Annotated in this window: 11 protein-coding genes; 10 read left to right on the top strand and 1 reads right to left on the bottom strand. The window is 58.5% G+C overall.

Going from position 1 to position 12,029, the window contains the following annotated elements:
• Window positions 1-6 precede the first annotated feature (6 nt).
• The 9 genes from murD (at window position 7) to lpxC (ending at window position 10,439) form a co-directional block, all read left to right on the top strand.
• Window positions 7-1,353, top strand: coding sequence for a UDP-N-acetylmuramoyl-L-alanine--D-glutamate ligase (gene murD, locus FEZ62_RS11775; RefSeq protein ID WP_172927765.1), 1,347 nt, complete (start codon window positions 7-9; stop codon window positions 1,351-1,353).
• Window positions 1,353-2,582, top strand: a complete 1,230-nt coding sequence (ftsW, locus tag FEZ62_RS11770; protein ID WP_069897870.1) for a putative lipid II flippase FtsW — start codon at window positions 1,353-1,355, stop codon at window positions 2,580-2,582. The genes murD and ftsW overlap by 1 nt, the downstream gene beginning before the upstream one ends.
• Window positions 2,572-3,642: an undecaprenyldiphospho-muramoylpentapeptide beta-N-acetylglucosaminyltransferase gene (murG, locus tag FEZ62_RS11765; RefSeq protein WP_172927764.1), complete on the top strand. Its 1,071-nt coding sequence runs from the start codon at window positions 2,572-2,574 to the stop codon at window positions 3,640-3,642. The genes ftsW and murG overlap by 11 nt, the downstream gene beginning before the upstream one ends.
• A 28-nt stretch (window positions 3,643-3,670) precedes the next feature.
• Window positions 3,671-5,080, top strand: coding sequence for a UDP-N-acetylmuramate--L-alanine ligase (gene murC / locus FEZ62_RS11760; RefSeq protein ID WP_178115930.1), 1,410 nt, complete (start codon window positions 3,671-3,673; stop codon window positions 5,078-5,080).
• Entirely contained in the window at window positions 5,077-6,027 is a 951-nt protein-coding gene (locus FEZ62_RS11755; RefSeq protein WP_172927762.1) for a D-alanine--D-alanine ligase, read from the top strand. Before murC ends, FEZ62_RS11755 begins: the two co-directional genes overlap by 4 nt.
• A 3-nt stretch (window positions 6,028-6,030) precedes the next feature.
• A complete protein-coding gene (locus FEZ62_RS11750; RefSeq protein ID WP_069897866.1) occupies window positions 6,031-6,888 on the top strand; it encodes a cell division protein FtsQ/DivIB in 858 nt (285 codons plus the stop codon).
• A 20-nt stretch (window positions 6,889-6,908) separates the two neighbouring features.
• Complete coding sequence (ftsA, locus tag FEZ62_RS11745) at window positions 6,909-8,156, top strand: cell division protein FtsA (protein ID WP_069897865.1); 1,248 nt, start codon at window positions 6,909-6,911, stop codon at window positions 8,154-8,156.
• A gap of 56 nt (window positions 8,157-8,212) precedes the next feature.
• Complete coding sequence (gene ftsZ / locus FEZ62_RS11740) at window positions 8,213-9,415, top strand: cell division protein FtsZ (RefSeq protein ID WP_172927761.1); 1,203 nt, start codon at window positions 8,213-8,215, stop codon at window positions 9,413-9,415.
• A gap of 112 nt (window positions 9,416-9,527) precedes the next feature.
• Complete coding sequence (gene lpxC, locus FEZ62_RS11735) at window positions 9,528-10,439, top strand: UDP-3-O-acyl-N-acetylglucosamine deacetylase (RefSeq protein WP_069897863.1); 912 nt, start codon at window positions 9,528-9,530, stop codon at window positions 10,437-10,439.
• 93 nt (window positions 10,440-10,532) lie between these two features.
• Here lpxC and FEZ62_RS11730 read toward each other — a convergent pair whose 3' ends face one another.
• Window positions 10,533-10,988, bottom strand: coding sequence for a DciA family protein (locus tag FEZ62_RS11730; protein WP_069897862.1), 456 nt, complete (start codon window positions 10,986-10,988; stop codon window positions 10,533-10,535).
• Between the two features lie 79 nt (window positions 10,989-11,067).
• Here FEZ62_RS11730 and FEZ62_RS11725 point away from each other — a divergent pair, with 79 nt between their 5' ends.
• Window positions 11,068-11,997, top strand: a complete 930-nt coding sequence (locus tag FEZ62_RS11725) for a M23 family metallopeptidase (RefSeq protein ID WP_069897861.1) — start codon at window positions 11,068-11,070, stop codon at window positions 11,995-11,997.
• The last annotated feature ends 32 nt before the right edge of the window (window positions 11,998-12,029 follow it).

Below are 12,029 nucleotides of genomic sequence, written 5' to 3'. Positions count from 1 at the left end.
GACACGATGAGCCTGATCGCTACAGACAACTTCCGCATTATTGTCGGTCTCGGCAAAAGTGGCATGTCGCTGGTGCGCTTCCTCGCGCGTCAGGGTGCCCGCTTTGCCGTGGCAGACACACGTGCGAATCCTCCGGAGCTGGCCACCTTGCGTGAACAGTTCCCAGAGGTCGAAGTGCGCTGTGGTGAGCTGGATGTCGAGTTCCTCTGCCGCGCCAGCGAGTTGCTGGTGAGCCCGGGTCTGGCCATTGCCACGCCGCAGTTGCAGGAAGCGGCCAAGCGCGGGGTCAAGTTGTCGGGCGATATCGACTTGTTTGCCCGTCACGCCAAAGCACCGATTGTGGCTATCACCGGCTCCAACGCAAAAAGCACCGTAACCACGCTGGTTGCCGAAATGGCCGCAGCAGCGGGCAAGAAGGTCGCCGCAGGCGGTAACCTGGGCACGCCAGCGCTGGATTTGTTGTCCGATGATGTCGAGCTTTATGTGCTTGAGCTGTCGAGCTTCCAGCTCGAAACCACCGAGCAGCTGAACGCCGAAGTGGCGACGTGCCTGAACATCAGCGAAGACCACATGGATCGCTACGCTGATCTGCCGGCTTATCATCTGGCCAAGCATCGCATTTTCCGTGGAGCACGGCAGGTTGTGGTGAATCGCGACGATCCATTGTCGCGGCCGCTGATTGCCGATCAGTTGCCTTGCTGGAGCTACGGCTTGGGTAAGCCGGACTTCCAGCGTTTCGGTTTGATCGATGAAAACGGCCAGAAATGCCTCGGCTTCAAGTTCGCTGCCTTGATGCCGGTCAGCGAGCTGAAAATTCGCGGCGCGCATAACCAGTCGAATGCCTTGGCCGCATTAGCGCTGGGCCATGCAGCCGGTCTGCCGATGGCAGCCATGCTGGAAACGCTCAAACAGTTCACCGGCCTTGCTCACCGTTGTCAGTGGGTTCGCGAGCTGCGCGGTGTGAATTATTACGATGACTCCAAAGCCACTAACGTTGGCGCTGCACTGGCTGCTATCGAAGGCTTGGGTGCGGATATCAGCGGCAAGCTGGTGTTGATCGCCGGTGGCGATGGCAAGGGCGCAGATTTTTCGGCGCTGGCCAAACCAGTGGCACGTTTCTGCCGCGCGGTTGTTTTGCTGGGTCGCGATGCGCCGTTGCTGGCTGCAACGCTGGCTGACAGCGCACCGCTGGTGCATGTGAGTACGCTGCAAGAAGCGGTTGCCCGTTGCGCCGAGTTGGCTGAGGCGGGTGATGCCGTGTTGCTGTCGCCGGCATGCGCGAGCCTGGACATGTTCAAGAACTTCGAAGAGCGCGGTCGCCTCTTTGCACAAGCGGCGGAGGCGTTGAACTGATGTTCGAATTCCTGCGTCCTTATCCGTCACCGCTGTTCGGCCCGCGCGGCATGAGCATGGACTTCCCGCTGCTGGCAGGTTGCCTGGCACTGCTGGGTATTGGTCTGGTGATGATCGCCTCGGCGTCTACCGAAGTGGCTGCGGTCAATACCGGCAGCCCGCTGTATTACATGATCCGCCACCTGATCTATCTGCTCATTGGTCTGGGCGCGGCCGGCATTGTGCTGATGATTCCGATTGCGACATGGCAGCGTTACGGCTGGATGCTGCTGCTCGTGGCATTTGCCCTGTTGTTGATGGTGCTGATTCCGGGGGTTGGACGTGAGGTAAACGGCTCGATGCGCTGGATCGGCTTCGGTGCATTCAACGTGCAGCCTTCTGAAATCGCCAAAGTCTTTGTGGTGTTGTTCCTGGCCGGTTATCTGGTTCGTCGCCAAGAGCAGGTCCGCGAAAGCTGGGCCGGTTTCATCAAGCCTTTCGCCGTGCTGATGCCGATGGCGCTGTTGCTGCTGCTTGAGCCTGACTTCGGTGCAACGGTGGTGATGTTCGGTGCCGCGGCTGCCATGTTGTTCCTCGGTGGTGTTGGCCTGTTCCGCTTCGGGGTCATGGTGTTGCTGGCTGTTGGTGCTGTGGTCTGGCTGGTACAGGATCCGTATCGCTGGGCGCGTATGACCAACTTCGCCGACCCATGGGCCGATCAGTTCGGCGCGGGCTACCAGTTGAGTCAGGCCCTAATCGCATTTGGTCGTGGCGAGTGGATTGGCGTTGGCCTCGGCAACAGTATCCAGAAGCAGTTCTACCTGCCAGAAGCGCACACCGACTTCGTGTTCTCGGTACTCGCTGAAGAACTCGGCATGGTTGGCGCACTGACCACCGTGGCGCTGTTTGTGTTCGTCAGCGTGCGCGCTCTGTACATCGGTTTGTGGGCCGAGAAGGCCAAGCAGTTCTTCGCCGCCTACGTGGCCTACGGCCTGGCATTTCTGTGGATTGGCCAGATCCTGATCAACATCGGCGTAAACGTCGGCCTGCTGCCGACTAAAGGTCTTACCCTGCCGTTCCTCAGTTACGGCGGCAGCTCACTGGTTATTTGCTGCGTCAGTCTGGCGCTGTTGCTGCGCATCGAGTGGGAGCGTCGGACCTCGCTCGGCAGTGAAGATGTCGATTTCACCGAGTCGGATTTTGCCGATCTGGCGACTGCACCTGTAAAGGAGGTCGCTCGTGGCCGGTAATGTTCTGATCATGGCAGGCGGTACTGGCGGGCACGTGTTCCCGGCGCTGGCCTGTGCAAGCGAATTCAAGGCGCGCGGATACAGCGTGCATTGGCTGGGCACCCCACGTGGCATCGAAAATGAACTGGTGCCGGCTGCCGGTTTGCCACTGCACCTGATCGATGTCAGTGGATTGCGTGGCAAGGGCAAGCTGTCGCTGCTCAAAGCGCCGTTCCAGCTGCTCAAAGCGCTGTATCAAGCGCGCAAAGTCATGCGCCAGTTGCAGCCAGTCTGCGTGCTCGGCATGGGCGGTTATGTGACAGGGCCAGGTGGCTTGGCGGCACGCATGTGTGGCGCACCTTTGATCATTCATGAGCAAAACGCAGTGGCCGGTACGGCTAACCGCAGCCTGGCGCCATTCGCCGCTCGCGTGTGTGAAGCCTTCCCGAACACCTTCAACGCATCCGACAAGCGCCGTACCACCGGTAACCCGGTGCGTGAAGAACTGTTCCTGGAAACCCCGCGTCAACCGCTGGCCAATCGCAAGCCGCGTTTGCTGGTTTTGGGCGGCAGTCTGGGCGCTGAACCACTGAATAAATTGCTGCCAGAAGCGCTGTCGTTGATTGACCCTGAAGTGCGCCCCGAGGTGTTTCATCAGGCGGGCAAGCAACACAGTGAAATTACTGGCGAACGATATCGCAATGTAGGCGTCGAAGCGCAAGTCGCCCCATTTATCAAGGACATGGCGCAGGCCTATGGTTGGGCAGACATGGTTATTTGTCGTGCGGGTGCGCTAACGGTCAGTGAATTGGCGGCAGCGGGTTTACCAGCATTCTTGCTGCCATTGCCCCATGCGATTGACGACCACCAGACACGCAACGCCGAATTTCTCGCGAACGAGGGTGCCGCCGTGCTCCTCCCGCAACGCTCCACTGACGCGGCAATGCTGGCCGCGCAGCTGAACGAGGTTTTGATGCAGCCACAAAAACTAAAAACCATGGCCACTACTGCCCGTAGCCTGGCCAAACCTGACGCCACACGCAGCGTCGTTGAGATTTGCCTGGAGGTGGCCCGTGGTTGAGTCGCAGAAAGCCGCACCGCAACCCGAAATGCGCCGTATCCGTAATATCCACTTCGTCGGTATCGGCGGCGCGGGCATGTGCGGCATCGCCGAAGTACTGCTGAATCTGGGCTATCAGGTCTCCGGCTCCGACCTCAAGGCATCGGCCGTGACTGATCGTCTGGAGAAGTTCGGCGCAAAAATCTTTATCGGTCACCAGGCTGATAACTCGGCCCACGCCGATGTGCTGGTGGTTTCGAGCGCAGTCAATACTGCCAACCCGGAAGTCGCCAGTGCACTGGAGCGTCGCGTTCCGGTGGTGCCGCGTGCCGAGATGCTCGCCGAGCTGATGCGCTACCGCCACGGTGTTGCCGTTGCCGGTACGCACGGCAAAACCACGACCACCAGCCTGCTGGCTTCGGTATTCGCTGCCGGCGGCCTTGATCCGACATTTGTCATCGGTGGCCGTCTGAATGCCGCGGGCACCAATGCCCAGCTGGGCACCAGCCGTTACCTGATTGCCGAAGCTGACGAAAGTGATGCCAGCTTCCTGCACCTGCAGCCAATGGTTGCCGTGGTCACCAACATCGACATGGACCACATGAGCACCTATGAAGGTGACTTCAACAAGTTGAAGAAAACCTTCATCGAGTTCCTGCACAACCTGCCGTTCTACGGGCTGGCCGTGATGTGTGTGGATGATCCGGTGGTCTGCGAAATTCTGCCGCACGTGGCGCGCCCGACCGTGACCTACGGTTTTGCCGAAGATGCCGACGTGCGTGCGATCAATGTTCGCCAGGAAGGCATGCGCACCTTCTTCACCGTATTGCGCCCGGATCGCGAGCCGCTGGATGTGTCGGTGAACATGCCGGGCAACCACAACGTACTCAACTCGCTGGCCACAATCGCCATCGCCACCGATGAAGGCATTTCTGATGAAGCCATCGTTCAGGGCCTTTCCGGCTTCCAGGGCGTGGGTCGTCGTTTCCAGGTGTATGGCGAGCTGCCGGTTGAAGGCGGTGAAGTGATGCTGGTTGATGACTACGGCCATCACCCGCGCGAAGTAGCTGCGGTAATCAAGGCTGTTCGCGGTGGCTGGCCGGATCGTCGTCTGGTCATGGTTTACCAGCCGCACCGTTTCAGCCGTACCCGCGATCTGTATGACGATTTCGTTCAGGTTCTCGGCGAGACCAACGTGCTGCTGTTGATGGAAGTTTATCCGGCAGGCGAGGAGCCGATTCCGGGCGCCGACAGCCGTCAGCTTTGCCACAGCATCCGTCAGCGCGGCCAGTTGGACCCTATTTATATCGAGCGTGGCGTCGATCTGGCGCCACTGATCAAGCCGCTACTGCGTGCTGGCGACATCCTGCTGTGTCAGGGCGCGGGCGACATCGGCGGTTTGGCTCCACAACTGTTGCAGAGCCCGCAGTTTGCAGTGGCTTCAGGTAAAGCTAAATGAGTACTGAAAAATTGAAATCTCAGCTGCCGGTCAGCGCTTTTGGTCGCGTCGCCGTCCTGTTCGGCGGCAAAAGCGCCGAGCGTGAGGTGTCCCTGAAGTCGGGCGCTGCGGTACTGAGTGCGTTGCAGGCGGCTGGTGTTGATGCGTTCGGCATCGATGTTGGCGACGACCTGCTGCAGCGCTTGCTTAGCGAGAAAATCGACCGCGCGTTCATCGTGCTGCACGGTCGTGGCGGTGAAGACGGCAGCATGCAGGGCTTGCTCGAATGCGCAGGCATTCCTTTCACCGGCAGCGGCATTCTGGCCTCGGCACTGGCGATGGACAAACTGCGCACCAAGCAGGTTTGGCAGAGCCTGGGCTTGCCGACGCCGCGCCACGCCGCACTGTCGAGCATTGAAGATTGCCAGCAGGCTGGCGCGGAACTGGGCTTCCCGTTGATCGTCAAACCGGCTCACGAAGGCTCGAGCATCGGCATGGCCAAGGTTGCCAACGTTGAGGAGCTGATCAGTGCGTGGCAAACCGCCAGCCAGTTCGACAGCCAGGTGCTGGTTGAACAGTGGATTCAGGGGCCGGAATACACCATCGCAACGCTGCGTGGTCAGGTCTTGCCAGTGATTGGTCTGGGCACGCCGCACAGCTTTTACGACTACGACGCCAAGTATCTGGCCAATGATACCCAGTACCGGATTCCGTGCGGCCTCGACGCTGACAAAGAAGCCGAACTGCAGCAGCTCACCGAGCGTGCTTGCGAAGCGGTAGGCATTCAGGGCTGGGCGCGGGTTGACGTGATGCAGGATGCGCAGGGCGCGTTCTGGTTGCTCGAAGTGAATACCGTGCCAGGCATGACCGATCACAGTCTGGTGCCAATGGCGGCCAAAGCGGCCGGTCTGGATTTTCAACAACTGGTGTTGGCGATTCTCGCCGACAGTATTGAGGCTCGGGGTTAAGTCATGAACGCCATCCTTCGTCATCAGCCAGGCACCAATGGCGCACCTTTGCGTGCCAAGCCTGCGCAGCGCGGCGCCAGCCGTTTGGTGGCCAAGGAGCCGTTGAGCAAGCGCTTGCCGAAACCGAGCTTCAAGTTCCTCAAGAGCGTGACATGGCCGTTGCTGCTGTTGGCGCTGGGGATTGGCGCGTATGAAGCGTCGCTGCGTTTGCTGCCGTATGCCGATCAGCCGATTTCGAAAATCAGTGTTGATGGCGACTTGAGCTACATCAGCCAGCAGTCGGTGCAGGAGCGCATCGCCCCGTTTGTCTCGGCGAGCTTCTTCAGCGTGGATCTGGTCGGTATGCGTCACGAGCTTGAAAGCATGCCGTGGATCGCCAGCGCACAAGTGCGTCGCGTATGGCCAGACCAGGTACAGATCAAGCTCGAAGAGCAACTGCCAATCGCTCGCTGGGGCGATGCCGCGCTGTTGAACAATCAGGGCCAGTCGTTTGCCCCGCAGGAACTGGCGAATTATCAGCACCTGCCGCAGCTCTACGGTCCGCAGCGGGCGCAGCAAAAAGTGATGCAGCAGTATCAAGTGCTCAGCCAGATGTTGCGCCCCATTGGCTTTACCGTCGCGCGCCTTGAGCTGCGTGATCGTGGCAGCTGGTTTTTAACCACGGGTCAGGGCATTGAGATGCTGCTGGGCCGCGATCATCTGATCGACAAGATTCGCCGCTTCATGACGATTTATGACAAGAAGCTGAGTGACCAAATAGAGAATATTGCGCGGATCGATCTGCGTTACTCCAACGGCCTGGCCGTTGCGTGGCGTGAACCGGCCGTGATCACGGCAGCTAACACTGCTGTCGTGCAGTGAATCAGGAGAAGGCAAGACAAATGGCAAACGTGCAGAGCGGAAAGATGATCGTTGCTCTCGACATCGGCACTTCGAAAGTAGTGGCGCTGGTGGGTGAGGTCGCGGCTGATGGCCAGCTGGAAATCGTCGGTATCGGTACTCATCCCTCGCGCGGCCTGAAGAAGGGCGTCGTGGTCAACATTGAGTCCACCGTGCAGTCGATCCAGCGCGCGATCGAAGAAGCCCAGTTGATGGCAGGTTGCCGGATTCACTCGGCGTTTGTCGGCGTTGCCGGCAACCATATCCGCAGCCTGAACTCCCACGGGATTGTCGCCATCCGTGATCGTGAGGTCAGCCAGGCCGACCTCGAACGCGTACTCGACGCTGCTCAGGCCGTTGCAATTCCTGCTGATCAGCGGGTTCTGCACACGTTGCCGCAGGATTACGTGATCGATAACCAGGAAGGCGTTCGCGAGCCGCTGGGCATGAGTGGCGTTCGTCTCGAAGCCAAAGTGCACGTTGTTACCTGTGCAGTGAATGCAGCGCAGAACATCGAGAAGTGCGTGCGCCGCTGCGGCCTTGAGGTTGACGACATCATCCTTGAGCAACTGGCTTCGGCTTACGCGGTACTGACCGACGACGAGAAAGAGCTGGGCGTTTGCCTGGTCGATATTGGCGGCGGCACCACCGATATCTGCATCTTCACCGAAGGCGCAATTCGCCATACAGCGGTGATTCCGATTGCCGGCGATCAAGTCACCAATGACATCGCCATGGCGCTGCGTACCCCTACGCAGTACGCCGAAGAAATCAAAATTCGTTACGCCTGCGCATTGGCCAAGCTGGCCGGCGCGGGCGAAACAATCAAAGTCCCGAGCGTGGGTGATCGTCCGCCGCGCGACCTTTCACGTCAGTCTTTGGCTGAAGTGGTCGAGCCGCGTTATGACGAACTGTTCACCCTCATTCAGGCGGAGCTGCGGCGCAGCGGGTACGAGGATCTGATCCCAGCCGGGATCGTTCTCACCGGTGGCACCGCGAAGATGGAAGGCGCAGTCGAGTTGGCGGAAGAGATCTTCCACATGCCGGTTCGTTTGGGTTTGCCGTTGAGTGTCAAAGGGCTTGCTGATGTTGTACGCAACCCGATTTATTCGACCGGTGTGGGGTTGTTGATGTACGGGCTGCAGAAGCAGCACGACGGCATCTCGATGTCATCGATCGGTAGTTACAGCGACGAGGCCAAGGCGCCTGTACTTGAGCGCTTCAAGCGTTGGGTCCAGGGAAATTTCTAAAGTAAAACCGCATCTGCAGTAGGCGTTACAACTAGAAAGTAAAAAGGAGAGGGAAAATGTTCGAACTCGTAGACAACATCCCGCAAACAGCGGTCATTAAAGTAATCGGTGTCGGCGGTGGCGGCGGTAACGCAGTCAACCACATGACGACTTGCAACATTGAAGGCGTTGAGTTCATCTGCGCCAACACTGACGCACAAGCCCTGAAGAACATTGGTGCGCGCACTGTTCTGCAACTGGGTACCGCTGTGACCAAAGGTCTGGGCGCTGGCGCCAATCCTGAAGTCGGCCGTCAGGCTGCGATGGAAGACCGCGAGCGTGTAGCTGAAGTCCTGCAAGGCTCCGACATGGTGTTCATCACCACGGGCATGGGCGGCGGTACCGGTACCGGTGCAGCGCCTGTAATTGCTCAGGTTGCCAAGGAAATGGGGATTCTGACCGTTGCAGTGGTAACGCGTCCGTTCCCGTTCGAAGGCCGCAAGCGTATGCAGATCGCTGACGAGGGTATTCGTGCCCTGTCTGAAAGCGTCGACTCGCTGATCACTATTCCTAACGAAAAGCTGCTGACCATCCTCGGCAAAGACGCCAGCCTGCTGTCGGCATTCGCCAAGGCTGACGATGTTCTCGCCGGTGCCGTGCGCGGTATCTCCGACATCATCAAACGCCCGGGCATGATCAACGTCGACTTCGCCGACGTTAAAACTGTCATGAGCGAAATGGGCATGGCGATGATGGGTACAGGTTGCGCAAGCGGCCCGAACCGCGCTCGCGAAGCCACTGAAGCGGCTATCCGCAACCCGCTGCTGGAAGATGTAAACCTGCAGGGCGCCCGTGGCATCCTGGTTAACATCACCGCCGGTCCTGACCTGTCGCTGGGTGAGTACTCCGACGTGGGTAACATCATCGAGCAGTTCGCATCCGAGCACGCGACCGTCAAGGTCGGTACTGTGATCGATCCGGACATGCGTGATGAGCTGCACGTCACCGTAGTGGCTACAGGTCTGGGTGCCAAGCTCGAGAAGCCGGTCAAGGTTATCGACAACACCGTTCAGGTCTCGACCGCTGCAGTGTCGAACAACGCTCAGACTCCAGCGCCTGCGCCGGTGCGTAATGAGCACACCGTCAACTACAAGGACTACGAGCGTCCGACCGTTCAGCGTCAGAGCCACAGCGGCGCGGCCACAGCCGCTAAGCTCAATCCTCAGGACGATCTGGACTATCTGGACATCCCGGCATTCCTGCGTCGTCAGGCCGATTAATGAAATGTATCAGGAGCATTGGGACGATTGGTGTTCAGCAAAGGCCGGTTCTGCTATTATCGCCGGCCATTGTTGAAAACAATTCGCAACTAGCGCTATAGCGGCCAAGCCCATGATTAAACAACGCACCCTGAAGAACATCATCCGCGCCACTGGCGTTGGCCTGCATTCCGGGGAGAAGGTATACCTGACCCTGAAGCCGGCACCTGTGGACACGGGTATCGTGTTCCGTCGTACCGACCTTGATCCCGTCGTGGAAATTGCCGCGAACGCGGACAACGTTGGTGAAACCACCATGTCGACCACGCTGGTCAACGGTGATGTCAAGGTGGATACGGTTGAGCATTTGCTTTCGGCCATGGCTGGCCTGGGCATCGATAACGCCTACGTCGAGCTCTCCGCATCCGAAGTGCCAATCATGGACGGCAGTGCGGGTCCATTTGTATTCCTGATTCAATCGGCGGGTTTGCAAGAGCAGGAAGCGGCTAAGAAGTTCATCCGCATCAAGCGCGAAGTGACTGTGGTCGAGGGCGACAAGCGCGCCACGTTCGTCCCGTTTGATGGTTTCAAAGTGAGCTTCGAGATCGATTTCGATCATCCGGTTTTCCGCAATCGTACGCAGTCGGCCAGTGTCGATTTTTCCAGCACATCTTTCGTCAAGGAAGTGAGCCGGGCTCGCACATTCGGTTTTATGCGTGATATCGAGTTCCTCCGTTCGCAGAACCTTGCGCTCGGTGGTAGCGTCGATAACGCCATTGTGGTGGATGAGTTTCGGGTACTAAACGAAGACGGCCTGCGTTATGAGGACGAATTCGTTAAGCATAAGATTCTCGATGCAATCGGTGATCTTTACCTGCTCGGTAACAGCTTGATTGGTGAGTTCCGTGGTTTCAAATCGGGTCACGCCCTGAACAATCGCCTGCTTCGTGCTTTGATCGAACAGACGGATGCCTGGGAAACTGTGACATTCGATGATGCCAGCAGCGCACCGATCTCCTACATGCGCCCGGTTGCGGCGGTGTAAGTAATAAACTCTCTTCTTTTTGTTTTCGGGGCCACCTTCGGGTGGCCTCTTTTTATTCGTCGCCAGCCAACGCCGGCAAGTGCCCCGATGGATTTATTCGGACGGGGTTACATGTTTGGCCAGGCGCTCTAATGCGGCTCGCAGTTTTGGATCGCTGATGCTATCGGCGGTTTCCTGGATGTTTTCTGCGGCGCTGGCCGATAAACAAAAAGTGCGACCGGGTACACGCCTTTCGGCAGTCGGTGGTTGCACCTTGAAGTGTATCTTGGTTAAGGTCGCGAACGCTTCGAGCGCCTGCAACTGTTTAAGCAGGCGTCGTTGCTGGTAACGCAGGCGGGTGGCCCAATGGCCATCGGTGACAATTAGCAACAGGCAGCCGTCACGCCACGATGCTATATGGCAGTGTTCACGGGCAGCTGGCTGTAACTGGCTCTCAACAAGTTGCTGCAGTTGATCAAGCTTCTGAGCTTGATGGAACAGCGCTTTGAGTGGCTTCACTTCACGCAGTAGCGCGGAGGTGGCCTTGGCCGGTAAAGGGCGAAACGTCATGGCTGAACGCCTTGAATTGTGAAGCCGTCATGGTAGCAGAATACCTGCTGCCAGCTTTGGCTTCACCAGAGGGGAAGTTGTGCAAATAATCTTATTAAGTCGGCGCCACGGCGCCGCTCGTACGGTGAGTCTGGACATGCGCTGGATGGCCTTGGGCCTGGCGATGTTTCTGGCTGTATCGTTGAGCATGGGGGCCGCATTTGCGACCTGGATCCATGCGCCGATAGACACCGCAATTCTACAAACTGCCGAAGTCACTCAGGCGCTTGATGAACAACGTGCCGAGGTCGGTGAAGTGCGCGTTGATGCGCAGCGCCAACTGGATGCTTTCGCCGGCCACGTTGCCGAATTGCAGGCACGCCTGACGCGCCTGGATGCGCTGGGTGAGCGCTTGACCGAGCTGGCTGATCTGGACTCGAGCGAGTTCGATTTTTCGCTGAATGTGGGGCAGGGCGGGCCGGATGATGCTTTGCAGGAATCGGCCTACGCACCGCCATCATTCATGAGCACACTGGACGATCTGGCGTTGCAACTCGACAGCCGCGAAAGCCAGTTGCAGGTGCTTGAGCAACTGCTGGCTGAGCGTCGTCTCAGCGAGTCTGAATACCTCGCCGGTCAGCCGGTTTTGCAAGGCTATATTTCATCCCATTATGGCCGCCGTACAGACCCGTTGACCGGGCGCTCCAGCGTGCATAAAGGTGTCGATTTCGCCGCCAAGGCCGGCAGTCCGGTGGTGGCCGTGGCCGCAGGGGTTGTGACCTTTTCAGGGGTCAAAAGGGGCTACGGCAATGTGGTCGAAATCAGCCATGCCGATGGTTACACAACCTTGTACGGGCACAATCGTCGTAATATGGTGCAGGTCGGGGATCTGGTCAAACGTGGCCAAACTATCGCTCAGGTAGGCAGCACAGGACGCTCCACTGGGTATCATGTGCACTTCGAAGTAACCAGTAAAGGTCGAGTGGTCAACCCCACCACTTACATCGCGCGAGTGAGCGAAGAACAATAACGCTACTTTCCTGATTGCCTTTTCCGAGTAGA

The organism is Pseudomonas sp. MS19, assembly GCF_013277615.1.
GTDB classification, from domain to species: domain Bacteria; phylum Pseudomonadota; class Gammaproteobacteria; order Pseudomonadales; family Pseudomonadaceae; genus Aquipseudomonas; species Aquipseudomonas marincola.
This window is presented reverse-complemented; position numbering and strand designations above follow the sequence as displayed.